This is a genomic window from Mesorhizobium sp. M2E.F.Ca.ET.219.01.1.1 (assembly GCF_004016445.2).
Lineage (GTDB): Bacteria > Pseudomonadota > Alphaproteobacteria > Rhizobiales > Rhizobiaceae > Mesorhizobium.
The window spans coordinates 429,200-453,174 of the sequence record NZ_SADT02000003.1; the positions used below are offsets into that span (position 1 = coordinate 429,200).

Sequence of the window (23,975 nt, forward strand, 5' to 3'; positions counted from 1 at the left end):
TACCGCATCAAATCGAAAATGCAAACTTAGGCTGTTGCGCGGTATCTCCTTCCACATCCTCTCTTGCGCATACCTACATTCCAAGGGGTTTGATCCTATGCTTCGCGAGGAGCAGGTAGGTCGCGACAGCTAGGCAATGTTCCAGCTGCCCTAGCGGAGGAGTCACGATTTTCCGGCAAGCTCCGTCGGCAGACGTTCTTTTCTGGCCCTGGCAAAGGCTCGGTCGCCTTCCAGAAACGCCGCCAGCATGAAAGGGATGAGTTCTGCCACGGTTTCAGACTGACCATAGGTCTGACGGTAAAGTGCAGCATACTCCTTGAGTGTTTGGCTCAGCTCCGCGCTGACGGTAATGGTGATCTTCGAAGCTGTTCGGTCCGGAAGTTTTCCAAGTTTCAGGTCAGCCATGATAACTCCTGCTCAACTGGCGTATGGCCGCAGCACGATGTCCTTGTGCACGATGACGCGCAGTGGCCAACCTGGGCGGACGACGATGGTGGGCTGGATATTGAGGTTTTTTTCGGTGATGCGCTGGCCGGCTCGACTGGCGTTCTGCTGGGCTGATTCCCGGATCGCCTTGACCAGATCGCTCTCGTTTTCGCCGAGGCTGAATTCTGTGCCGACACCGAGCAATGTGGCAAGCGCCACTCCCTTGATCATCTGCCAAGTGTGGAAATCGACTTTGTCTTCCAGCCCTGCGTAGCCGGCGGTGTCGCTCGCGGGCAGATTGTCGATTTCGGCCGACGAGCCGTCGGGCAGCAGAATGCGCTGCCAGACCAGCAGCGCTCGCTTTTGCCCGAACGCGACGACGCTGTCGTAGACGCCGATAAGACGTGAGCCCTGCGGAATCAGCAATATGTTGCCCGTGACCGTGTCGTGCACATTTTCGGTGACTTGCGCGACGACAAGGCCCGGCAAATCGGAATTGATGCCGGTGATCAGGCTGGCGGCAATCACGCTGCCAGCCATCAGTTGATATGGCGAGATCGGCGTCTGAAGCGCATGCGGATTGTAGATCCCGCCAGTGCTCCGCTGGCTGAGAAAATCAAGCTTTCGCTGCTGATTGTTCTGGTCGCCTTCCGCCGCCGCCACCGAGGCTGACGCGCGTCCTGCTTCGGATTGGGGAAGCGCCTCAAATGGATGCTGAGCAGTTTGCACGCTCTCTCCGACATCTGTCTGTTGAGCTCGATTTTCGACGCGGAAAAGCACCCGCGATTCACGCGCTTCGATCGCCTGCTGCGCTAGACGCTGCTCCTCGGCCGAGATGTCTTGGCCCGGCACGATGCCGAGCTGGCGCTGCCGCTCGAGGATGGGGCGGCCGAGGTCGCCCGGCAAAGGTAGCCCAAGGACGGGAGGCTTTGGCTTCATGCCGGAATAGTCATGGGGAAGCGTATCGAGTCCCTCGGCGGTTGGTTTGCGCTCAGTGTTGTAGAGATCTTCCGCCTGATCCCTGATGCGAAGGGCCGGCCCCTGGAGGGCGATCATGGTAACGCCGAAGACAGCGCCGGATCCGAGCGCTGCGATAGCGATGATCACACCGCGCCTGAACCGCACCACGCGGCGGGGAGAGGCCCGAAGCTGCAGTTCCTCGGGATCCAGTTTCGGCGGGATGCCAGAGCGGGAATTTTCGATCATGAGCCCTCACCTCGCCGGCTGCCGCGAAAGAGCGAGATCCGCCGTTGCGGTTGCCTGCCGTCAATCCTGCTGATGCGGATCACCTGCTGCCGCTTGGTGCCGAGGCGAAGTTCGGCCGCGGCGAAGAGCCGATCGACGATGTAATAGTTGCCGCGCACGCGATAGTTGACGAGCTCGCTGCTCCCATCTGCGCCGACGATGAAGAGTGGTGGCGCCTCGCCCTGATCTATGCGACGAGGGAACTCAATATAGACCTTGCTGCCGTCGTCGAAGGCTCGCGTCGGTCTCCAGGGCGGTGTGTCGCCACTGATTGAGTAGCGAAAGCGAAGGTTTTCGAGCGCGATGTTCGACGCGACCGGTGTAACTGCCTCGGCTTGAGCATTGCGCTGGCGAAGCGCGATGATCTGGTCTTGGCTGTAGGTCCAGGAGATTGCCGCCATTGCGGTCTTCTCGGTGCTTTGAAGCTGCAAATGATAGGTCCGCCGGTCCGTCGTAATGACGACATTGGTGGCAAGACCCGGCGCGAAGGGTTTTACCAGAACATGGGTGCGCTGATTGTCACCGGTGCCGCTTGCGGTATCGCCAATGACCCAGCGCACGGTGTCGCCAGCCGACACGGCGGTTAGTTTCTCGCCCGGCTGCAGAGCGATGTCGGTCACGCGCTCCGGCGCGGCATAGAGTTGATAAAGCGCGCCATCGGTGAAGGGGTAGACTTGCACTGCATTAACATACCCGTACTTGGTGGGTTGCTGGGTCGCGGCTTTGTTGGCATCAGCGACGCGTTCTTCAGGAGGGCGCTTGTCCTCGGCCTTGCCGGGCTCGGGCTGCATTTGGCCAGGCAGCGGCAGTGGTTTTGGCACCTCGACAATTCTAATCGGCCTCTCCGGCGCTTTTTCGATCGCGGCCGGTTTGAAGTCGGCAGCGTCATAGGAAATCTCAGGCGGCGGCACCTTCTTCGATGCACAAGCGGAAACGACCGCTGCCGACACCGATAGGATCAGCACGGCACGAATCGGTGACATTTTACCTTTCATTGGTGGACTCCGTCGGAGAAAGGGGGGCTGGGACGGCGCTGTCGAGCTCGCGTGACCAGTCAATGGCATTGATGAAGACGCCGAGCGGATTCTTGCGCAGCTGATCCGTATTGCTTGGCGAGCGGATCACGATCGTGAGGATCGCAGTCCAGCGCATCGTGCTGGCAAGGCTTCCGCGCTCAAACACCTGCTCGGTCCATTTGACCTGGAATGAACTTTCGGAGGCTCTGACCACGCTGGTGACCTGTACCGAAACACTGCGCGTTCCGATCTGACCGAAGGGGTCGTTCGCCTTGGCGTATTCGTTGAGGAAGAGCGCTGCGCGATCGCTAGCAAAGTCGTACGCTGCCAACCAGTTCTGCCGAACCAAAACCGGATCGGTGGAAACGGAACGGACATTCTGGATGAAGCGGCCGAGATGCCAGGCGATCTGAGCATCCGAGGGCTCATAATTCCGGACCGCCGGCGCGACGGCGCGCGTCTCGCCGAAGCCATCGACCTCGACGACATAAGGCACGACACGGCTTTGCATCGACTGCCATACGAGTCCGCCGGAAAGCCCGGTCGCCAAGGCCAGGCAGCCAAGGGCCATGATCCGCCAGTTCCTGGCCTGCAGTCGAGATGAGCCGATGCGCTCGTCCCACAGTTGGGCGGCTTTTTGATACGGCGTGACCGGTTCGGGTGTTTTGCCGTAACGGTGCACGGGTCGCTTGAAGAGCATCTAGTCATCCTTGTCGTTGAGAGAGGGGTTGGCGCTGCCTCCCGGCCGGTCTCCGTCTCGGACAGCTTGCATGGCAGCGTGGCGATTTGCCCGGGCGGTCTGTTCAGAACGTAGGCGCCTTGCCCACGTCGGCGCCGAAACAGTGGCCGAACCGGCAGAGCGTTCGGTCATTGACGCTGTCGGCGCGCCGCCGGTCGCGGTCCACGCGGCATCGCGCCCGGCATCGGCGTTGCGCCCAACACTTGCAGTGGCGGATCGCGCTATGCGTATAGCGGCGCCGCCAGCTGCACTGGTTACACCATGCATTCCAGCAGCCACACCGGAGAGGCCAGCGTCGGGCGAGGTTGCGCGCCCGATCTGCCATGACGTGGAAGCAGCCGATCCCATTGTTGTGCCGGCTCGGATGGCGGCGAGACCGCCGCTGGTTGCCATACGCGCGCCAGCAAATGCTGTGCCTCCAGCAACGAGTGATACACCCGCTGCCGCCGCGGTCGTGCCGAGGGCGGCGCCCGCCCCAAGCTGCGGTGCGCCTGAGACAAGACCCGACGCGATCCCCGGCCCAAAAATGCCAAGGCCAAGCAGTGCCAGTGCGCCCAGTACCTGGGACATGGCACCGGCAAGATCCGGCTCCTTGCCTTGCAATGCGGAAGCGAACTCCCCGAAGAGCGTGGAGCCGATACCGACAATGACGGCGAGCACCATCACCTTGATGCCTGACGAGATAACATGGCCGAGCACGCGTTCGGCCAGGAACGCTGAACGGTTCCAAAGTGCGAATGGAACCAAAACAAAACCTGCCAGCGTGGTGAGCTTGAACTCTAGGATGGTGATGAAAAGCTGGATGGAAAGGATGAAGAAGGCGATGATAACCAGGAACCAGGCCATCAGCAGCACGAAGATGGTCAGTGCGTTGCCGAAGATTTCCGGGAAGCCCAGGAGCTGACTGGCTTGGTCAAGCATTGGCCAAGCACCTTCGAAACCGGTCGCGGCAATGCGGCCCGGGCGCAAGAGATTGTCTGCCGACAGATTGCCGGCCGACGCCTTAATCCCGAGACCGGCAAAAGAACGATAAACGATATCGGCGAGGTTCTTGAAATTGTTCAGAATGAAGGCGAAGACGCCAACATAGAGCACCTTGCGGACAAGCCGGCCGAGAACGCTGGTTTCGTCGCCGAGCGCCCACGCCAGGCCGGCAAGTGTGATGTCAATGCCGATCAGAATGGTAGTGAGGAAGGCGAGGTCGCCCGATAGCAGACCGAACCCGCTGTCGATGTAGCGGATGAAGGTCTCCATGAAGCGATCGATGACGCCAAGGTCGTTCATGCCGCTGCCTTTCTCGTCGTGATGAACTCGTGATTAATTGCCGGGATAAGCCGAGCCGGTACCCAAGAACCGCTTCGTCATCTCGCGGGCGGCTTCGTCTGACTGGGCCTTGCGGGCGGCATCCTCGGCCTCAGCTCGAAACTGCGTTGCGAGCAGCGTCTGGATCTGCATCTGCTGTTTTGTCGAAAGCGCCATCAGCTGGTTGGTGGCCTGGCTTGCCTGAAGCGCACCGGCCGCCCCTTGGCTGCGGTTGACGAGATCGGCGAGCAGATCGCCGTCGGCGCGGACGTTCTCGACGATTTGCGACTGGACACCCATGGTCTGGCGGAACGCCTGCATGGCGGTTTGCCAACGCTCCCGCGCAGCACTCGCCACATCGCTGACTTTGATCGTGGCGTCGTAGCTTTCCGGATATTGGCTGCGCCACTGGTCTTGAAGCTTGCCCAGATCAAAGCTGAGGCCACTCGCCTGGTCCATCAAGCCGTCGATGCGATGGAGCGAACCGGTGAGTTGGCCAACGGAAGAGAAATCCAGACGCTGAAGATTGCGCGCCATGTTCTGCAGCATGGTCGCCTGATTCTGCAGCGACTGGATTTGGTTGTTGATCTGCTCCAATGCGCGCGCGGCCGTCAGCACGTTCTGCGCATAATTGGACGGATCGAACACGATAAGGGCGTACGCGGGCTGCACATAGTCGGCCATAGGCTTGGCGATCAGGGAAACGGTGATCAGGCCGGAGAGAAGGCGTCGCCGCATCATGAGAATTGCTCCTTGTCTGGTTGAGGGAATTGCTTGAGAAGTTCGCCGGCCCAATCGAGGCCGCGCGCGATCAGGAACTGCGAGGCAAAGCTGCCTTGCCCGTCTTCGGACATGATCCTGTCGATCAGAGTCTGCGTGGCCGGATCGGAAGCACCGCAAAGCGCAAGAGCGATGGGGCCAAGCTCGAGCTCGAACAGACGGTTGCCGCGGCGCGATTGCAGATAATACTGACGCTTCGGCGTGGCGCGGGCGATCAATTCGATCTGCCGCTCGCTTAAACCGAAGCGCTCGTAGGCTGTGCGCGCCTGGGGTTCCACGGCACGATCATTGGGAAGGAAAATGCGCTGCGGGCAGCTTTCGATGATTGCCGGCGCTATGCCAGAGCCCGCGATATCAGCCAGCGACTGCGTAGCGAAGACAACCGACACGTTCTTCTTTCGCAGCACCTTCAGCCATTCGCGGATGCGGGCGGCGAACAGCGGATTGTCGAGATAGACCCACGCCTCGTCGAGCATGATCAGCGTGGGCCGTCCGTCGAACCGTTCCTCAAGTCGCTGGAACAGATAGGTAAGCACCGGCAGCAAAGCGCCTTGGCTGTGCATTAACTCCTCGGTCTCGAAACACTGCACATCCGACAAGGCCAGCCCATCATGATCGGCATCGAGCAGGCGGCCGAAGGGACCGTCGAGCGTGTAGGGCATCAATGCGGTCTTCAGCGCATTGGATTGAAGCAGGACCGAAAGACCGGTCAGTGTGCGTTCCTGCGCCGGCGCGGTGGCAAGGCTGGCCAGCGCTGACCAAATAGCCTCCTTCACCTCCGGCGTGACGGTGACGTTCTCGTGGGCAACAAGGCTGGCGATCCATTCGGCCGCCCAGCTTCGGCTAGCCTGGTCGTTGATGCTGCGCAGTGGCTGAAAGGCAAGGGAACCGTCCGCTCCTAGCGCGTGGTGTTCTCCACCCATGGCAAGTGTTGCAGCACGGGCCGAATTGCCTTTGTCGAAGACATAAACCTGGGCGCCGGCATAGCGCCTGAACTGCAGAGCAATCAGAGCAAGCAGAACCGACTTGCCGGCGCCGGTCGGACCAACAACCAGCATGTGGCCGACATCTTCGACGTGGGTGGAAAGCCGAAACGGTGTCGACCCACTGGTCTCGGCAACGAAAAGCGGTGGCGCTTCGGTTTGGGTGACTTTCGCGAGATGCTCGTTTGTCGCAGGACCGGCCCAAACCGACGACAGCGGCATGAGATGGGCAAGGTTCAATGTATGAACGAGCGGTTGGCGAACGTTAGCGTAGACATGGCCAGGCAATGAGCCGAGCCAAGCCTCGACCGCATTGACGCCTTCTCGGATCGTGGTGAAGCCGAGCCCATTGATGATGCGCTCGACCGCGCGAAGCTTCTCTGCAGCGGCTTGGCGATCCTCGCCCCACACCGTCACGGTGGTGGTGAGATAGCCGAAACTCACATGATCACCGCCCAATGCCTGAAGGGCTTCGTCGGCATCGAGCGCCTTGTTGTCGGCATCGTTATCGACAAGCGGGACCGGCTCGTTGGTAATGACCTCGCGTAGGATTGCCACGATCGATTTGCGCTTGGCAAACCACTGCCGGCGCAATCGCGTCAGCGTCTTCGTGGCTTCCGTTTTCTCGAGCGGAATGAAGCGCGTCATCCAGCGATAGGCGAAATCCTGATGATTGAGGGTATCGAGGATTCCGGGCCGGGTGAGGTTCGGAAAGCCGAGGATGGTCAGTGTGCGAAGATGCTGCTCACCCAGCATCGGCTCCAGGCCACCGGTAAGCGGCGCATCGACCAGGATTGCATCCAGATATATCGGCGTTTCCGGGGCCATGATAGGATGGCGACGAGGCGAAATCGTGCCGTGGAGGTAGGTCAACGTCTGAGCATCATCGAGGACGCGTACTTCGGACATGAAACCCGAGAAGAGATCGAGCACGCGGTTGGTCTCGTCACGGAACCTCGCCAGATCCTGGCGCCAGTCTCTTTCTCCTCGGGAATAATGAGAGTCGACGAGCGCGCTTTCTGCGCGCGCCTGGGCGTCCGGCGGTGGCATAAACACCAAGGTCAGATGATAGCGGCTCTCGTAGTGCGCTACCTTCCCCTCGAAAGCAGCGCGGCGTTCTTCGTCGACCAGCCACGACGCGGCGTCAGGAAAATGCGAGTTCGGATAGCCCAGCGCTTCTGTGCGCTCGGCCTCAAAGAACAATGCCCAGCCAGAGCCAAGGCGTCTGAGAGCATTGTTCGCCCGGGCGCAAATGCCGACGAGTTCAGCCTCCGTCGCACTTTCGAGATCCGGGCCGCGGAACCGCAACGTCCGCTGAAAGCTGCCGTCCTTGTTGAGCACGATGCCGGGCGCCACCAAGGCAGCCCAGGGTAGATGGTCGGCAAGCCGGTCGGCTTTGCTTCGATATTCCGAAAGGTTCAGCATGCAAGCCACCCCTTCAGACGTAGGTGGCGCACAAGCACGCTGGCGAAGTCCGGATCGCGTCTTGCGGCAAACACCGCTAACGAGTGGCCTGCGATCCAAAGCACCAGACCAGCAATCCATTGCTGCAAGCCGAAGCCAATGGCCGCGGCCACTGTACCGTTGAGGATCGCCACCGCGCGCGGAGCCCCGCCGAGCAGGATCGGCTCGGTCAGCGCCCGGTGGACCGGTACTGCGAAGCCCTCGATATGCTGCTCCCCGGCGGCCATCAGACGAGCGCCCCACCACCGAAGGAGAAGAAGGAGAGGAAGAAGCTCGATGCCGCGAAGGCGATTGACAGACCGAAGACGATCTGAATCAGGCGCCGAAAACCACCGGCGGTGTCGCCGAAGGCAAGCGTCAGGCCGGTGGTGATAATGATGATCACCGCAACGATCTTGGCGACCGGTCCCTGCACGGACTCCAGGATCTGCTGCAGCGGCTGCTCCCACGGCATGCCGGAGCCGGCGGCATAAACCGGGGCCGTGTTAAGAAACGCGAGCGCTGTGGACGAAAGAAAGCGAAGCTTCTTGCGCATGAGGAAGGCCTTTCAAAGCTGCTGGAGTTGCGAAAGCGTGAGCGGGGCAACGGCGTAATCGCCGCTGCCGTCGAGACCGGTGACCTCGGCGATTGCGTCGATGTGGCGCGACGAGCCGCGTCCCGCTATGAAGACGATCAGATCTATCGCCTCAGCGATGAGCCGGCGGGGAACGGTGACCACCGCTTCCTGGGCGAGTTGCTCAATGCGATAGAGAGCCGAGCGCGCGGAATTGGCGTGTACGGTAGCGATGCCGCCTGGGTGCCCGGTGTTCCATGCCTTCAGCATGTCGAGCGCTTCCGCGCCCCTCACCTCGCCCACGATGATGCGGTCCGGCCTGAGCCTCAGCGTCGAGCGCACGAGATCGGCAAGGGTGACCGAGCCCCGCCTTGTTCTCAGGGCAACGCAGTCCCTGGCCGCGCACTGCAGTTCGCGTGTGTCCTCGATCAGGATCACCCGATCGTCGCATTCGGCGACTTCAGCCAGCAGAGCGTTGGCGAGTGTTGTCTTCCCCGAGGAAGTGCCGCCGGCGATCAGCATGTTGCGCCGCTCGCGGACGGCCTTTTTCAGCGCATCGGCCTGCAGCGGCAGCATGATGCGTTCGGCAACATAGTCGGCCAGGGTGTAGACTTTCGCGGCGGGCTTGCGGATGGCAAAACATGGCGCCAACACCACAGGTGGCAGCAGGCCTTCGAAGCGTTCGCCAGACGGCAATTCGGCACTGACGATCGGGTTGTCGGCGTGCGCCTCGGCGCGCATGTGCGAAGCAACCAGGCGGATGATACGTTCTGCCTCGGACGGGTGCATGTGAACGTCGGTATCGACCCGACCTTCGCCTAACCGGTCGAGTCGCAGCGCGCCGTCGGGATTGACCATCACCTCGATGACGGACGGATCGGCCAGGGCTTCGGTGATTGCCGGACCCATGGCGGTGCGCAGCATGACACGCCGCCGGTGGTCGGCCTCGGGATGAGAGCTCATCCTTCCCCTCCCCCACCATTGTCTTTGCTAAGCGACTTTTTGCCGGAAGCGATCTGGCGGCCGACCTTCTCAACGAATTTCTCGAAACGCTCTTGGGCAATAGCCTGCGTTGCCCGATCCGGGACCGGCGTGTGGGCGTGAAGGGTGATCGAAAAGCGGATGAAGAGCGCCAGGCTCTCCAGGATCACCTCGGAATCGCGCCTGACGTGGGCAAGATCGCGGGAGAGCCGGTCAAGCCTTACGCCGTAGCGCCGATCGAACTCGCTCTCGCCACGCCGCTCGATGAACGCCTCGATCGCCTTCGCCACGATCGCTGATTTGGTCGTTGACGGATCGCGACTGAGGTTGTCCAGTTTCTCGCTGAGCTCCGGCTCAAGCAGAAACTGATGGCGAATGCGGTGCGGCTTCATGCGGCTCGTTCCGACGGCCCGGCGTTGCGCCGGCGACGGGAGAAGCATCGGCCAGACGCTCAAAATTGCTTATGGCCGTTATCTACGCTGAGGTGCGCTCTGCAACTCAGCGGACTTCAGAAGCCGGGAATGACATCGTCGCCCCTGCCCTCGTTGATACCGTAGGCGCGGGCCGCAGTGGAAATCCGATCCATGACACGCTTGTCCGCGAGCGCTTCGCTGTCATCGTCTGCGGGCTTGTACAGATCGGCCTGATCGGGCTCTTGAGAGACAACAACGTCTTCTTCGGGCAGGCTTGGATGGCGTTGCTGCTGAACGCCTCCCTCGTCTTCAACTGGCGCGTCGGCGCTTTCCTCGTCCGCAGCAAGTCGGCTATCGACGCTGCACACTTGTCCAGTCCAGCCGTCCGGGCGTGATGCAGGGCAGTCCGCATAGGGTCCGTCGTGCAGCACCGGCGCAGGCAGCACCCGATCTGTGAAATTCTGATCCTGATAATAGCGCAGCTTCTTGGCGCGGATCGGCGGCAACCCAGAAACCAGGACCAATTCGTCTGACGGCGGCAATTGCATCACCTCGCCTGGCGTCAGGAGCGGGCGCGCGGTTTCCTGGCGGCTCACCATGACATGTGAAAGCCAGGGCGCAAGCCGATGGCCCGCATAGTTGCGCATCGACCTAAGTTCGGTTGCGGTGCCGAGGGCATCCGAGATGCGCTTGGCCGTGCGTTCGTCATTGGAGGAAAAGGCAATTCGCACGTGGCAATTGTCGAGAATAGCATTGTTCTCGCCATAGGCCTTTGAAACCTGGTTCAAAGATTGTGCGATCAGATAGGAGCGAATGCCATAACCTGCCATGAAGGCGAGCGCCGTTTCGAAGAAGTCGAGGCGACCGAGCGCCGGAAACTCGTCCAGCATCATGAGCAGCTGATGCTTACGGCTCTTCTTCGGGTCCCCCTCCAGACGCTCCGTCAACCGCCTGCCGATCTGGTTCAAGATCAGTCGCACCAAAGGCTTGGTGCGCGAGATATCCGAAGGCGGCACGACCAGATAGAGCGACAGCGGTCGCTCTCCATCCACTAGGTCAGCGATGCGCCAGTCGCAGGACGAAGTGGCCGCCGCGACCGTTGGATCACGATAAAGCCCAAGAAAGGACATGGCGGTCGAGAGGACGCCTGAGCGCTCGTTTTCCGACTTGTTCAGGAGTTCGCGAGCCGCCGAGGCCACTACGGGATGGACCTGAGGGTTATGCCCCGTCCCGAGATGGTTTGTCGTCATCATCCGCCGTAGCGTTGCGGCAAACGAGCGTTGCGGGTCCGACAGGAAGGTGGCGACGCGGGCTAGCGTCTTGTCCTCTTCAGCGTAGAGCACGTGCAAAATGGCGCCAACTAGGAGTGAATGGCTGGTCTTCTCCCAGTGATTCCGTCGCTCCAGCGCGCCCTCGGGATCGACGAGGATGTCGGCGATGTTTTGAACGTCCCGGATCTCATCTGGGCCTTTGCGCACCTCCAGCAGCGGGTTGTAGCGTGCCGATCTCGGGTCGGTCGGATTGAACAGAAGGCAGTACGAGAATTTCGACCGCCAGCCGGAGGTCAACTGCCAATTTTCGCCTTTTATATCATGAATGATGGCAGACCCGGTCCAGGAAAGTAGCGTTGGAACAACCAGCCCCACGCCCTTGCCCGAACGCGTCGGCGCAAATGCCATGACGTGCTCCGGGCCGTCATGGCGCAGATAGCGATCGTTCAGCCTACCGAGGAAAACGCCCGCCGGCCGTAACAACCCTGCCGTCTCGACCTCATGAGTCGTGGCCCACCGTGAAGACCCATAGGTCGTAACCGACCCGCGCTGTCGCGCGCGCAAAAGCGAGCCTGCGATTGCGGCGGCACAGCCCAGGAATCCGCTGGCGCCTGCAAGCGTACCGGCTTTGTCGAAGACCTCCGGCGCATAAGCATCGAAGTGGAACCACCATTCAAACAGCTTCCACGGCTTGTAGATTGGCCAGCCGGCGAAGAGAAACCATGGTGCGCCGAGAGGCGTCTGGTAGGTCAGCATTTGAGCGCACCATTGGGTTGCCGTCCATACGCCGATAATGACAATTGCGCACACAACGGCGATCTGCCCGATCAGTAGCTTCGTAGGTGTCATCGGCTTGGCCCGCTGAACAACGCGACCTAGCATCGCGCGGTGCAGCCGGGACAGGAATGTTCCTCACATACGATTTGGGAGCAATGAACGACTTCCTACTATGCAGGTCGGTCAGCACGCGTGTTGCGCCTTCACGCGACACCATCCTCTCCATTCACCCTGAGGCCCGGCGCCGCCGACAGTTGCGTGACCGCTCCTCCGCAAAGTTATCTTCTGCGTTCAGGGAGCCAGGGCGCCTGGGCTGGCTGATGAACACCGTCCGCTCGCGCATGTGGGGTCGAATTGATTTGTGCCCAAGTGGAGGCAGGCTCATCATTCAACAGTTGCCGCAGTTCCCCTGGCTCGAACGCCATCATTGGTGGGGAGGCAGGCTCGTCTTCCAACAGTTGCCGCAGTTCCCCTGGCTCGAACGCCATCATCGGTGGGGAAGCGGGTTCATCCTCCAACAGCTGCCGCAGTTCCCCTGGCTCGAACGCCATCATCGGTGGGGAAGCGGGTTCATCCTCCAACAGCTGCCGCAGTTCCCCTGGCTCGAACGCCATCATTGGTGGGGAGGCAGGCTCGTCCTCCAACAGTTGCCGCAGTTCCCCTGACTCGAACGCCATCATTGGTGGGGAGGCAGGCTCGTCTTCCAACAGTTGCCGCAGTTCCCCTGACTCGAACGCCATCATTGGTGGGGAGTCAGGCTCGTCTTCCAACAGTTGCCGCAGTTCCCCTGGCTCGAATGCCATCATCGGTGGGGAGGCGGGTTCATCCTCCAGCAGCTGCCGCGGCTCTTCCTCGTGCGGCAAGCGCCTCCTTAGCCGGTCTTGCAGCGCCTGCCGATCGGCAACGAGGTTGTCGAGGGGCAGCGGCTCGTGGTCTGGCCGCTGCCCTTTCACCAATCGTTCAACCAGCGCCCACGTGCCCTCCAGGACAAATACGCCGCAATCATAATGGTTCGTCTGTCTGGCCATGGGGGCTGGCGCCAAGGTAGCATTCAGCAGTCCTGCGAGCTGTTTTGCAGGCACGTCGTTATATCCCTCTCGCTGGAGGGAGTCGTAGTGATAGGCGAACCGCCTTTCGGGGTCGCGGCGATCAACGAGCAGCAGCGACCAATGGGTGCCGGGGCTAGTAGCCGTGCCATTATTCACTGGCAAGAACAGGAAGTCGGCTGTGGCGTTGTTTTGATTATAGATGGACTGCAATATGCCTCGAGCGTCTTGCGGCGACGTGTGTCGCAGTAGATGGGATACGGAAGGATCCACCAGCCGAGTCCGGGCAGCGAGCGCCGGATTGATCCCCTGCAGTTGCCGCTCCAGCAAATTGTAATCTCTCTGGACATGGGCGTCGCTCAGCCATTCGGCGGCGCCGAGCACCCGCCCCGTTGCAACGTTGGACGGGGCTGTCGGATCGAGCGCCCCGATCTGAGCCCCAGAGGAACTGGTCGTCAGTGTGGTCACATCAACCAGTGGAAGGCCGCGGTAGGTGCCTGGCAGCTTAGCGGTTGCTGGCGAGGCGGGTTGGGGAGCTCTTGCCGGTGCCGCTGGCCCAGCTTCAGCAGCGGCCCCAACGCGCCTGGTGACTGCGTCTGCCGGATGAGCAGCAAGGACAGTTTCGCGCCCGAGCACAATGCGCGGCAGGATATCCCGGAGGTGAGCCAATGCAGAACCGATACTTAGTCTATTACCATAGGAGACAGCCTTGAAGCTCTCAACATCTTTATCCAGCGATTTGTCGTGAATCCGAGCGGCAATCCCAGGCTTGTTATTTTGACGCAGATACTGGCTAAAATGTCTAAGAAAATTTGTATAGCCGCCCACGGTATCTGGATTCCGTCCGGTCGCAGGCGCTGCCAGGTACTCCTTGGTCGAAGCGGCTCTGTAATCTCTAATGAGCTCGGCATCGTCAGGATAGGGGATCACGAGAGGGCGACCCATAATCGGGGCTCCGCTTGTCGACTTCTTGAGGTAACGCAGTGCGCCAGCCACGGTGGAGGAACCACCCGTACTCTCGTACTCCTTGAGATCCTGATCCAGCGACGAATGGTAAAGCCGAGCAGCAAACCCTGGCTTGTTGTTTTGAAGGAGCCACCGACTAAAGCCGAAAAGAGAATTTACATTGAAAGTGACCGTGTTCGCGCTGGCCTTACCCGCGTGGAATGCTGCCCTCAGCCCTTCGATAGCGGTCGCATCGTTGGAATAGACAGGACGCTTGTCGGAACCGTTGGGGACTACAATTGGACGATCCGGCTGCACTGTCGAGGACATCGAACCACCACCTCCGGGATGCGGTGCTGGGGTGGATTCGTGTTCATCCCTCTGCCTGACGAGCTGCGCCTCAGATTCCGGTGTAGCCACCTTATGAGGATCCTGCATCGGTTCGATCCCCTCCATCTCCTGCTGCAACCAAGCCAAAGCTTGGCGAGCGGCGGCTTCATCAACCGCGGAGGATGTCTCCACACCTCTGGCGGACGCCGGCAGAGCCTGCTCCGCCCGCCGTCGAAAGAGCTCTGGCGAGGCGGATTTCTCCGCCCACAATCTGGGCTGCGTAGCGAGTCCCCGTCCAGATTTATGTGGCACCGCCTCGCTTGGCAGCGGGCTGCTCCTGTCCCGTGCAGCTACCAGCCCCTCCGGGGCGCCCTGGTCGCCGTGGCGCCAGTTCAAGTGAGGGACGGCCTCTCCAAAGTCGGGTGCTTGGTGTTGGTGCGCGGTTGGGGCGAGAGACAATGGTAGATCGGTGCCCTCCTTATAACCTACCGGCAGGAGCTCCTCTGGCCAATCGAATCCCTGCTGTGGTGCGGTATGCTGAGCAGCGTCGCCACGGGGACGAGCCTCCATGCTGACCGCGTTTTCCAGATGACTCCCGAGTATAACGCGCGGCGGGTGCTTGCGGATATAAACCAGTGCAGATTCGATCGGAGCTCCACGAGTAGAGGAGGCGGCCTTGTAGCTCTCAACATCTTTATCCAGCGATTCATCGTAAATCCGGCCCGCAATCCCGAGCTTGTCATTTTGACGTAGGTAATGACTGAAATGGTTAAGAGCAGTTGCGTAGCCGCTCGCGGATCTGAAATGTCTAGTGAGCGCGGCGTCGTCAGGATGGGGGTTCAGGACAGCGCGACCCACAATCGGGGCGGCTCCGCCTATCGGCTTCATCAGTTGACGCAGTGCGCCAGCCACTGTGGAGGAACCACCCCTACTCTCGTACTCCTCGAGATCCTGGCTCAGCGACGGATGGTAAAGCCGAGCAGCAAACCCTGGCTTTTTGTTTTGAAAGAGCCAACGACTAAAGCCGAAAAGAGAATTTGCGCTGCGAGTGACCGTGTCCGGCCTGGCTTTACCCGCAAGGAGTGCAGACTTCAGCCCTTCGATGGCGGTGGCATCGTTGGAATAAACAGGACGCTTGTCGGCACCGTCGGGGGCCACAATTGGACGATCCGGCTGCACTGTCGAGGGCATCGACCCATCGAGATGCGGCGCTGGGGTGTATTCGTGCTCATCCCCCTGCATCGCGAGCTGCGCCTCCCGTTCCGATGTACCCACCTGATGGGCAGGGAGTTGCATCATCGCGCGAGCGCCTGAGTCACCAACCTGACCTGGTTGCCGCTCAGTGACAGCATGCTGCAGATTGCTTTGGATCCTCTGCCTCTTCGTTGGTCTCAACTCACCTTTGCCATGCGAGCCATTGACGAGGACATCCTCGCCTGGTGCACTCATCAACTCATCCGCCGCCTGCAATTCGCCCAAGTGCTGCTCAAAACCGGCTTGGCCGGCTTGTCCGCTTGCTCGTGCGGTACGGCGTGCTGCACCTGCAGCCAAGCTGCTACGATGAATGTCCAGTTTGTACGGGTGCACGCTAGCCTCACTTCCACAGATCACATGAGCAACCTACTCAGGCAAGCTTTCGAAAGGCTGACGAGGTCCGCCGCCGCGGAAGGCGAAGGCTGGTTTTCTGCTCAGCGGTTGACGGCCTAGCGTGTTGCGGCCGCGCCGGGTATCACGCCAATCAATCTGAATAGTCGATGCGTCAAACGAACCAGGATAGGATTTTCGTAGCGGGGCTGCTCTACTCACTCTTGTCCTGAGGTAGAATTCAACCATATCGCCGAGCAACTGGATGCCGATTGGATACCCGATCCGGAAAGCTTCAGCTCATATGTGACGCGAGGATGAGAATCGTGGCAGCTCCAGACCGACGGGCTGCCACCCACAGCGGCGATGACCGACGAGGGTCTTCTATTGCCAAGGTAATCGTCCGTTCGGGGACCTATGTGTTCCTATGCTCGTCGAGCGGATCGGGTGGGTCGCACCGCCGTAGCGTTACGGCGAGCGGAAGCGGCGTTGGGTGCGGCTTTTCCCCTGAACGCTTCACACCAGGCTGATAGGGGATCTTGCAATCGCACACACGCGGTCTGCAGGCGTGCCTATCAAGCAGTTTGCTCAGACCAACGTCGCGGCGAGCCTATCCTCAATACGCAGCGCAAGTCCTAGACTCCACGATCGTCCTTCGGTGCAGATTTGCTCGCGCCTCGCCCTGATTACAGCCGATAAGGCGAGCTAACAATTGCAAGAGCCACAAGCTACTCCAGCTCGATCGGTTTGCTGTTCCAGTCGGGCGGGGTCTGACCGAGAATGTTGCGAACGAAGAAGTCTAGGAGTTTGCGCTCGGTGTAGGTGCCTAGAGTATGGTGATTGGCACCAGGAACGTAGACAATGTCAAAATCTTTTCCTGCCTTGATGAGTCGATCGGCAAGCTGGAACGAGCAAAACGGATCGACATTATCATCCATTTCGCCGACCGCGATCATCAGCTTGCCCTGCAGCCTGTGAGCATTGTCAACGGCGGAGGATTGCGAATATTCAATGCCGACCGGCCACCCCATCCACAGTTCATTCCACCAGGTCTTGTCTATCCTGTTGTCGAAGCAGCCGTTTTTGGCGACGGCGACCTTGTAGAAATCGGGGTGAAAGAGCAGCGCGCTGACTGCACTCTGGCCGCCGGCGGATGCGCCAAAAATGCCGACGTTGGATATGTCGTACCATGGATATTGCGCGGCCGCCGCCTTGTGCCACAGAATGCGATCGGGAAATCCTGCGTCCTTCAGATTCTTCCAAGCAACATCATGGAAGGCGCGGGAGCGGTTGTTGGTGCCCATGCCGTCGATCTGAGCAACGACGAAGCCCAGCTGCGTGAGCGGCTCTGTCCACCGCGAGAAGGATTTTGGGACGAAGGAGCCGTGGGGTCCAGCATAGATATTCTCCACAACCGGGTATTTCTTCGTCGGGTCGAAGTTGGCTGGCAGGTGGAGCACACCCCAGATGTCAGTTTTGCCGTCGCGCCCCTTGGAATGGAAACTGAGCGGCGGCTGCCAGCCTGCGGCGACGAGCTCGGAAATGTCGGCCGTCTCGATCTGCTGGAGCTTGGCATTGTCGCTGGCGCGGTAGAGTGCCATGCGCGGGGGCAGATCGATGCGTGACCAGAGATCGACATAATAGCGCCTGTCAGGCGAGAACTCGATATGGTGGTTGGCCGGTTCGGGCGTCAGTGCAGTCAGTCCCTTGCCGTCAAAGCCGATGCGGTAAGCATGGACCCAATAGGGGTCCTCCTGCGAGTTCATCCCGCTCGCCTCGAACCAGATCTGACGCTTCACCGGATCGACATGGTTGACCCTCCGGACGACCCACTCACCTCGGGTGATCTGGTTTTCGAGCGCGCCTGTCCGGCCGTTGAAAAGATACAAATGCTCATACCCGTCGCGCTCTGATGCCCAGATGATCTCCTTCCCGTCATCGACATCGTAACGGAAGATTTTTCCGGCATCCTCCTGGCCATGCCCCAGCGGCAAATAATCCACGAATGTCTCGCTGGTCTCATCGATCAGGGAGCGCCCGCGGCCCGAGGCGGCGTCTACCTCGACCAAGCGATAGAGCTGATGCCCGCGCTGGTTATATTCGAAAGTGAAGCCGCGGCTGTCCGCCCACCACCGGAGAGGGGAAAGTTCGAAGACGTTCGAGAAGAGGGCACCGTCAATCACGATCTGGCGCCGGCCGGCAATGTCGAACAGGACTGGTTGGGGCAGCGGAAGGACATCGCCCGGCCTGGGATAGAATATTGTTGAATATTCCCGCTCCAACTGGTCCGTCGATGAATTGAGGTAGCGGACCTCTCGCCTATAGCCGGGGCGAACAAGGTAAGCGGCGAGGTGGCGCGAGTCCGGCGACCAGCTCAGCGTCGAAAAGACGTAGCAATTGCCTTCGGCTCCGTCCCGGCTCAGAGGAACATCCTGCAATCCGTCCTCGCTGCGCAGGAAAACGTTGCAGTTCTTGATATAGGCGATCCATTTGCCGTCGGGCGACGCGTTGCTCTTGTCGGGGTTGTTCTCCGCTGGCGGCGTGTAGCGGTGGCTGAGCTCCCTACGGTCCCCTTTCCTTGCATCGAATGTGGTGCTGGTACAGTCATAGCTTGCAAGGTCGCAGCTCCACCGGGTGTCTTCAATCTGGAAGTCGAGCCTGCGACCATCCTCACTCAGTTCGAAACGGTCGAACGGAAGATTGCCGGCTTGATAGCTCTCATGGCTCACCTTGTTTAGCGCTGCCGCCAGACGCGCCTGATCGAAAGCGGGCCGCTTGAAACCCGTGGCAGCATCGACCTGCATGAACTGCTGCTCGCCGTGGCTAGTCCGGCGGTAGACGAAGGCTTCACCCCCGGTCAGCCAGAAAGGCATTTTGGGGACATTGACAGTGAGCCCGCCATATCGATCGTTGATCGTAAGTGCGCGCTTGAAATCGGCCGGCGCTAGCGTCGGGTGTAAACTTTTCGAACCCTTGGCCAGCGTCTGAGTTGCCGATCGCCATGCCGCGCGCGTCAAAGCGCCGATCCTGGACATACCTGTTCACTTCTTTCGGTTTTCGGAATGCTAATTTTGAAGTTGGGTTCTCGTCGCCGGTCTGCAGCAGCGCCGAGCGTCGCCTTGGAGGAGAGCCAGCACGCGGGTGCAGCCAGGCACGCGCAACAGGGGCGCTCCTTGGACATCCAGGCACTGGTTCGGGTGCCGATTGAAGAGTTGGCGTCCGTCGCCGAAACAACCAGGAAAGAGCGTCCATGCAGCCCTGACGCGACTATTTCCCCGCGAGTATGGCCGCTTGCTTTTCTGCATCATCTGAAAGGTCCTGCTCTAGTCGGGCCGGATGTCACCCCGGCAGATTGTGCTATTTCGACAATCTCCGAGCGATTGCCGCCGGCCCATGACGAGGTTTACCGATAGGGCGCAATATGCGTGCCAAAGGAAAAGCGGTTTAATACACGGCAATCCGCCTATGTCGCATCCCCAACATCGTCGCACACCGGACAATGCCGGACGATATTGTCCCGGGGCGTCAAATTGGTTTGATGGTGACCCAACAACTGGCGGATGACGATCTCGAAATGCGCGACAACGGCCTCGGTGGACACTGTCGCCGCGCCCAGCACGCTGGCCGCCTGCCCGGCGATGTCCGCGCCCAGGCGGATGGCCTTGGCCACGTCGACGCCATCGCGGATCCCGCCCGACGCGATCAGCTTCACCGTTGGCAGCGCCCGACGCACCGCCTGCACGCTGGTCAGGGTGGGAATCCCCCAATTGGCGAATGACATCGCCACTGCACGGTCGGCGGCATTGCGGGCGCGCTCGCCCTCCACTGCGGCCCAACTGGTGCCGCCGGCGCCGGCGACATCGATTACCGCCACGCCCGCCTCGACGAGCGCACAGGCCACCGAGGCGGACAGGCCGCCCCCACTTCCTTGGCCACGATCGGCACGCCCACGATGCGCGCGGCGCCAGCGATCAGCGCCAGGACGCCGCGCCAGTCGCGGTCGCCCTCCCGGCTGTACCGCTTCCTGCAGCGGATTGAGATGGACGATGAGCCCATCGGCCTCCAGCGCGTCCACCGCGCGACGCGCCAGGTCCAGGCCGTCGGCCTCCCGCAGTTGCGCGGCGCCGATATTGGCCAGCAAGGGAATGTCTGGCGCCAGGCGGCGCAGCGCGCGCGTTAGCCCCTGGGAGTTACGGGATTGCAGGCTCACACGCTGCGAACCGCACATGGCGATCCGCAAGGCTTGCGCTGCCTCGCTCAAATGCCGGTTGATGGCCTCGGCCCGTGGCATGCCGCCGGCCATAGAGCTGATCAGCAGCGGCGCGCGCATAGCCTTGCCCAGCAGCGAGGCGCGCAGGTCGATCTGCGTCAGGTCCAACTCGGGCAGTGCGCAGTGTTCGAAATGGATGTACTCCCAGCCAGCGGCCACCGTGGCCGGCGCCGTTCGCCGATCCAGCACCAGCGAAGCGCGCAGCTGAGCGCAGCCCTCGAATCCGGAGAGAACGCACGGTACGCCGTGCCCCAGCGCCTGCTCCACGGCGGCGAGCTGCTCCGGCGCGATCAGGCCAACGTCGTTGCAATCGTCTAGCCAGAACAGCAGCGCCAGTTCGCGATAGAACGCCACGATCAGCGTTTCGTTCTGCGGATCACGGCCGGTGCGGGCGCTGGTGTCGCGCAGGCTCGGGTGAATGCGTTGCAGGATTGGGGGACGCGTGACGCAGTCAAAGCTCCCCTTGCCAAGCACGGAGCAGGCGAGTGAGAGAGCAGATGAATAGGCGTGTCGCCAATATTTTCGCATTGCTATAATCGATTATAGTTGTGAGGAGCAATTTGAGACCATTTACTTGCGGCTCAAGTCACCCATAAAAGAAGGCAAGCACCGATTCGGTAGCTTATCCCCTGTCTTTCGCGTACTCGCGGCCGTGGCGCCGGGTGAACGATTGAAGACCGCCGGTCTCACTCGCAGGTGGGCGCCAGGGCGTGGGACGGTTGGCAAGCCACAGGAGTAGGACAATGTCGAAGGATTCGGGTAAGGGCGATAATCACGGCGGCGGGCCGGGCAAGATCGAGATCACGATGGTGGTGAACGGCCAGCCCACGCAGGTCGAAGCCAATCCCAACCAGCCGCTTCACGTCATTCGTACCAAAGCCCTTGAGAACACGCAGAATGTCGCCCAACCAGCCGAGAATTGGGAATTGAAGGATGAGGCCGGCAACTTGCTCGACGTCGACAAGAAGCTTGGCGATTTCGGTTTCCCGAATACTGTGACCCTGTTCCTCAGCCTGAAGGCGGGCGTCGCAGGTGCCTAAACCCCAAAGTGTGGATCCGGAGGTCTCCCGAGCGAAGTTTGATCGGGAGATCGGCCGGTTCCGGCCATATGCTGATGTCTATCGGGCTCAGGGCTGCTTCTTGATCGAGGCGACCTTTCCGCGCGCTTTCTTCATTTTCGCAAGCCTCAAGTTAAAACCACGGGTGATCAGCGCAGCGAGCGAGGTCGACTTCACCGACTACGACTTAAGACCACCGTCCGTGGTCTTCGTCGATCCGTTTACGCGTCATCCGATTGCCCGGAAAGATCTATACCTGAAAATGCTTAGACGTCCGCCGCTGCCCGGAACGCCGCCGGAGATGATAGGAGCTCTCATCCAGCAGAACGCCGTGCCGCTGACGGACTTCATCCAGGCCAACAGTCCCGAGGACGAACCATTCCTGTGCATGGCGGGCGTCCGGGAATACCACGACAATCCAGCCCATTCAGGTGATCCATGGCTACTTCATCGGGGTTCTGGCGAAGGCTGTTTGGCCTTCATCCTGGACAAGATCATCAAGTACGGAATCATTCCTATAGAGCAGTTGCAGATTCAACTCCCACCGGCAATCGTAGGAATGGTGGTATCCCCTCAGGCGATACAAGAATGACTGGTTTGAGAGATGTAACGATCGTGACTCTCCCGCGCGGCTGCATCTCGACCACGCATGGGCATCTGCGCTCAGTTGGTCGCGAAGGCAATGAGGGGATGGCGCTCTGGGTCGGCGTTCAGCAAGACCGGCACTTTGCCGTAACAGAGACGGTTATCCCGGCGCAGCGTCACATTCGGACAAACGATGGCGTTTGCGTGATCGTTGCGGCCGAAGAACTGCACCGGCTCAATGTCTGGCTCTACAAAAGCGGCCTGAAACTCTTGGCCCAGATTCACAGCCATCCGGGCCGCGCCTACCATTCGACGACGGACGACGCTTATGCGGTTGCTACCACGGTTGGGTGTCTGTCGCTGGTAGTGCCGAATTTCGCCCGCGAGCCTTTCGATTTTGCTCGGGTCGCCGCCTATCGGCTTGACGAAAAGGCCAAATGGAATGCGCTCCCTCCCGCGGCACTGTCGCGAATGATCATGATATCGAGTTGAACAATGGCATTCGCTAACTTCATCGATCGTGCCGCCACGGCGGCATCTCAGGTCCTGGCCGATTTTCATCTGGGAGACTTCAAAGCAGCTCTTGAAAAGCAGGTCGTGGCAGTCGCCTTCGACCATCAGGCCGCTTCCTGCGCCGAAGGCCAGGCGACACTAGATCTTGCGGTGAGATTGCTCGCTAGGCTCTACCCGGTTCTGGCGATACTCCCGCTGGACAGCGCGGCGAGCTCTCAAGCCCAAGCGCTGGAGCGCTTGGCAAAGTCGATCAATCCAAAAGTCGGCATCCGGCGTTCCGGCAAGTCTGCCACCGTCTGCGTCGTTGCAGGGGTAACGCGCCCATCACTCCGGTGCCCGATCTTTTTCGTGGGATCGGACGGTTGGGCGGCAAAGCTGTCGCGTACGGACCCGGTGGGCTCTGGCCCAAGTCTGCTGCCTTTTGGAGCTGGCGCCGCCAGTTGCTTCGGCGCCGCCAACGTCTTTCGAACTATCTTCGCCGCCCAGTTGACCGGCGCCGAGTTGGACGAAACCATCGACCTCTCGCTATGCAGCTACGACAAGACCAAAGCCGGGGAGGCTGGCCCGATCGACTTCCCAGTCGACCTTGGCGAAACCCACCTCGTTGGGCTCGGTGCGATAGGCCATGGCTCGCTTTGGGCGCTAGCGAGACAACCCGATCTCAAGGGTCGTCTGCATGTAATCGATCACGAAGCGATCGAACTCTCAAACCTGCAGCGCTACGCATTGGCCGGCCAGGCGGAGATTGGTATGTCCAAGGCGGTTCTTGCAGCCACCGCCCTTAGATCGACTGGCCTTGAGGTCGAGGCGCACCCTCTGACGTGGGCAGAATATGTTGCGCGCCGGGGCAATTGGGTCTTAGACCAAGTGGGTGTGGCGCTTGACACCGCCGCCGACCGTCTGGCTGTCCAAGGTGCACTGCCGCGATGGATCGCAAACGCTTGGATGCAGGAGCACGATCTCGGTATCTCCCGGCATGGTTTCGATGACGGCCAGGCTTGCCTTTGTTGCATGTACCTGCCATCCGGAAAATCCAAGGACGAGCACCAGCTGATTGCCGAGGAACTCGGAATACCGGAAGCACACGAGCAGGTGAAAACGCTCCTGCAGACAAATGCCGGAGTTCCCAACGACTTTGTAGTTCGCGTGGCTACAGCGATGGCTGTGCCGTTTGAACCGCTAGCCCCGTTTGTCGGCCAGCCCCTGCGCTCCTTTTATCAGCAGGCTATCTGCGGCGGTCTGGTGTTCCAGCTTAGCGAAGGAAGTCGCCGCGTTCGAACTGTGGTTCCGATGGCCTTTCAGTCGGTGCTTGCCGGGATTATGCTTGCCGCGGATTTGGTCAAGCATAGTGCGGGGTTTCCCATGAGCCCGACGACGAGCACTCGGGTGAATCTTCTGCGCCCCCTTGGCTCTCACTTGCACGATCCGAAGGCCAAGGACTCCAGCGGCCGCTGCATCTGTAGCGACGACGATTTCATTGCCGCTTACAGGCGCAAATACGGAGCGCGTTGATCAGGTAAGCGATGTCTCGGCCGCCTAAGCAGACGCGCACCTCTCCGTAGACGCAGGGGGCGCGGCTTGTGGGCGTGACCATGGGCGCCATTATGACACGCTTGGCCCGCTCCTTTGCCGGCCTATCGTCCTCCGCGCATGATCCCGTGCCGACGTGATGATCCAGCACCAGCCGCCATGGC

Annotated in this window: 18 protein-coding genes and 2 pseudogenes; 4 read left to right on the forward strand and 16 right to left on the reverse strand. The window is 60.6% G+C overall.

The genetic code is table 11. The annotated features are described in order from the left end of the window. Positions 1-162 precede the first annotated feature (162 nt). From EN862_RS19375 to EN862_RS36595, 16 genes and pseudogenes are all read right to left on the reverse strand, one after another. Positions 163-405, reverse strand: a complete 243-nt coding sequence (locus EN862_RS19375; RefSeq protein WP_126057786.1) for a DUF2274 domain-containing protein — start codon at positions 403-405, stop codon at positions 163-165. Between the two features lie 12 nt (positions 406-417). Further along, a complete protein-coding gene (locus EN862_RS19380) occupies positions 418-1,632 on the reverse strand; it encodes a TrbI/VirB10 family protein (RefSeq protein ID WP_126057785.1) in 1,215 nt (404 codons plus the stop codon). Then, positions 1,629-2,654, reverse strand: a complete 1,026-nt coding sequence (trbG, locus tag EN862_RS19385) for a P-type conjugative transfer protein TrbG (protein WP_127232321.1) — start codon at positions 2,652-2,654, stop codon at positions 1,629-1,631. Before trbG ends, EN862_RS19380 begins: the two co-directional genes overlap by 4 nt. 1 nt (position 2,655) lies before the next feature. Further along, positions 2,656-3,387, reverse strand: a complete 732-nt coding sequence (gene trbF, locus EN862_RS19390; protein ID WP_126063930.1) for a conjugal transfer protein TrbF — start codon at positions 3,385-3,387, stop codon at positions 2,656-2,658. Continuing rightward, on the reverse strand, positions 3,388-4,710 hold the full coding sequence (gene trbL / locus EN862_RS19395; protein ID WP_126057783.1) for a P-type conjugative transfer protein TrbL: 1,323 nt from the start codon (positions 4,708-4,710) through the stop codon (positions 3,388-3,390). Between the two features lie 33 nt (positions 4,711-4,743). Next, positions 4,744-5,469, reverse strand: coding sequence for a P-type conjugative transfer protein TrbJ (gene trbJ / locus EN862_RS19400; protein WP_024502854.1), 726 nt, complete (start codon positions 5,467-5,469; stop codon positions 4,744-4,746). Next, a complete protein-coding gene (gene trbE, locus EN862_RS19405; RefSeq protein WP_126057782.1) occupies positions 5,466-7,916 on the reverse strand; it encodes a conjugal transfer protein TrbE in 2,451 nt (816 codons plus the stop codon). Before trbE ends, trbJ begins: the two co-directional genes overlap by 4 nt. Then, positions 7,910-8,182, reverse strand: a complete 273-nt coding sequence (locus EN862_RS19410; RefSeq protein ID WP_024502852.1) for a VirB3 family type IV secretion system protein — start codon at positions 8,180-8,182, stop codon at positions 7,910-7,912. The genes trbE and EN862_RS19410 overlap by 7 nt, the downstream gene beginning before the upstream one ends. Then, positions 8,182-8,490: a TrbC/VirB2 family protein gene (locus EN862_RS19415; protein ID WP_126057781.1), complete on the reverse strand. Its 309-nt coding sequence runs from the start codon at positions 8,488-8,490 to the stop codon at positions 8,182-8,184. The genes EN862_RS19410 and EN862_RS19415 overlap by 1 nt, the downstream gene beginning before the upstream one ends. A 12-nt stretch (positions 8,491-8,502) precedes the next feature. Further along, positions 8,503-9,471 carry a P-type conjugative transfer ATPase TrbB gene (gene trbB, locus EN862_RS19420; RefSeq protein ID WP_127394955.1) on the reverse strand — a complete coding sequence of 323 codons (969 nt, stop codon included), beginning with the start codon at positions 9,469-9,471 and terminating at the stop codon, positions 8,503-8,505. Then, positions 9,468-9,881, reverse strand: a complete 414-nt coding sequence (locus EN862_RS19425; RefSeq protein ID WP_095488561.1) for a CopG family transcriptional regulator — start codon at positions 9,879-9,881, stop codon at positions 9,468-9,470. Before EN862_RS19425 ends, trbB begins: the two co-directional genes overlap by 4 nt. 116 nt (positions 9,882-9,997) lie before the next feature. Next, positions 9,998-12,022, reverse strand: coding sequence for a conjugal transfer protein TraG (locus EN862_RS19430; RefSeq protein ID WP_024502848.1), 2,025 nt, complete (start codon positions 12,020-12,022; stop codon positions 9,998-10,000). Positions 12,023-12,228: 206 nt separating this feature from the next. Beyond that, positions 12,229-15,750 (reverse strand): Ulp1 family isopeptidase, encoded by a 3,522-nt coding sequence (locus EN862_RS19435; RefSeq protein ID WP_245454737.1) that lies wholly within the window; start codon positions 15,748-15,750, stop codon positions 12,229-12,231. A gap of 833 nt (positions 15,751-16,583) precedes the next feature. Beyond that, positions 16,584-18,890: a S9 family peptidase gene (locus EN862_RS19440; protein WP_126080685.1), complete on the reverse strand. Its 2,307-nt coding sequence runs from the start codon at positions 18,888-18,890 to the stop codon at positions 16,584-16,586. Between the two features lie 515 nt (positions 18,891-19,405). Further along, positions 19,406-20,329 (reverse strand): annotated as a pseudogene (fni, locus tag EN862_RS19445) (type 2 isopentenyl-diphosphate Delta-isomerase); the annotation flags it as partial. Next, positions 20,318-20,557 (reverse strand): annotated as a pseudogene (locus EN862_RS36595) (hypothetical protein); the annotation flags it as partial. The pseudogenes fni and EN862_RS36595, both read right to left, overlap by 12 nt. Positions 20,558-20,868: 311 nt before the next feature. Between EN862_RS36595 and EN862_RS19450 the strand changes: the two are divergent. From EN862_RS19450 to EN862_RS19465, 4 genes are read left to right on the forward strand one after another with little or no spacing between them, the layout of a single operon-like run. After that, positions 20,869-21,165 (forward strand): DUF2604 domain-containing protein, encoded by a 297-nt coding sequence (locus EN862_RS19450; RefSeq protein WP_126057779.1) that lies wholly within the window; start codon positions 20,869-20,871, stop codon positions 21,163-21,165. Beyond that, positions 21,158-21,775, forward strand: a complete 618-nt coding sequence (locus tag EN862_RS19455) for a putative metal-binding protein (RefSeq protein ID WP_126057778.1) — start codon at positions 21,158-21,160, stop codon at positions 21,773-21,775. Before EN862_RS19450 ends, EN862_RS19455 begins: the two co-directional genes overlap by 8 nt. Further along, positions 21,772-22,260 (forward strand): Mov34/MPN/PAD-1 family protein, encoded by a 489-nt coding sequence (locus EN862_RS19460; protein ID WP_126057777.1) that lies wholly within the window; start codon positions 21,772-21,774, stop codon positions 22,258-22,260. The genes EN862_RS19455 and EN862_RS19460 overlap by 4 nt, the downstream gene beginning before the upstream one ends. Positions 22,261-22,263: 3 nt before the next feature. Continuing rightward, complete coding sequence (locus tag EN862_RS19465) at positions 22,264-23,793, forward strand: E2 ligase fold family C protein (protein ID WP_126057776.1); 1,530 nt, start codon at positions 22,264-22,266, stop codon at positions 23,791-23,793. Positions 23,794-23,975 lie beyond the last annotated feature (182 nt).

Excerpts from the sequence above, each read along its gene's own strand:
- EN862_RS19375 (WP_126057786.1), bottom strand. The coding sequence starts at position 405 with ATGGCTGACCTGAAACTTGGAAAACTTCCGGACCGAACAGCTTCGAAG.
- EN862_RS19380 (WP_126057785.1), bottom strand. The coding sequence starts at position 1,632 with ATGATCGAAAATTCCCGCTCTGGCATCCCGCCGAAACTGGATCCCGAG.
- trbG (WP_127232321.1), bottom strand. The coding sequence starts at position 2,654 with ATGTCACCGATTCGTGCCGTGCTGATCCTATCGGTGTCGGCAGCGGTC.
- trbF (WP_126063930.1), bottom strand. The coding sequence starts at position 3,387 with ATGCTCTTCAAGCGACCCGTGCACCGTTACGGCAAAACACCCGAACCG.
- trbL (WP_126057783.1), bottom strand. The coding sequence starts at position 4,710 with ATGAACGACCTTGGCGTCATCGATCGCTTCATGGAGACCTTCATCCGC.
- trbJ (WP_024502854.1), bottom strand. The coding sequence starts at position 5,469 with ATGATGCGGCGACGCCTTCTCTCCGGCCTGATCACCGTTTCCCTGATC.
- trbE (WP_126057782.1), bottom strand. The coding sequence starts at position 7,916 with ATGCTGAACCTTTCGGAATATCGAAGCAAAGCCGACCGGCTTGCCGAC.
- EN862_RS19410 (WP_024502852.1), bottom strand. The coding sequence starts at position 8,182 with ATGGCCGCCGGGGAGCAGCATATCGAGGGCTTCGCAGTACCGGTCCAC.
- EN862_RS19415 (WP_126057781.1), bottom strand. The coding sequence starts at position 8,490 with ATGCGCAAGAAGCTTCGCTTTCTTTCGTCCACAGCGCTCGCGTTTCTT.
- trbB (WP_127394955.1), bottom strand. The coding sequence starts at position 9,471 with ATGAGCTCTCATCCCGAGGCCGACCACCGGCGGCGTGTCATGCTGCGC.
- EN862_RS19425 (WP_095488561.1), bottom strand. The coding sequence starts at position 9,881 with ATGAAGCCGCACCGCATTCGCCATCAGTTTCTGCTTGAGCCGGAGCTC.
- EN862_RS19430 (WP_024502848.1), bottom strand. The coding sequence starts at position 12,022 with ATGACACCTACGAAGCTACTGATCGGGCAGATCGCCGTTGTGTGCGCA.
- EN862_RS19440 (WP_126080685.1), bottom strand. The coding sequence starts at position 18,890 with ATGTCCAGGATCGGCGCTTTGACGCGCGCGGCATGGCGATCGGCAACT.
- EN862_RS19450 (WP_126057779.1), top strand. The coding sequence starts at position 20,869 with ATGTCGAAGGATTCGGGTAAGGGCGATAATCACGGCGGCGGGCCGGGC.
- EN862_RS19460 (WP_126057777.1), top strand. The coding sequence starts at position 21,772 with ATGACTGGTTTGAGAGATGTAACGATCGTGACTCTCCCGCGCGGCTGC.
- EN862_RS19465 (WP_126057776.1), top strand. The coding sequence starts at position 22,264 with ATGGCATTCGCTAACTTCATCGATCGTGCCGCCACGGCGGCATCTCAG.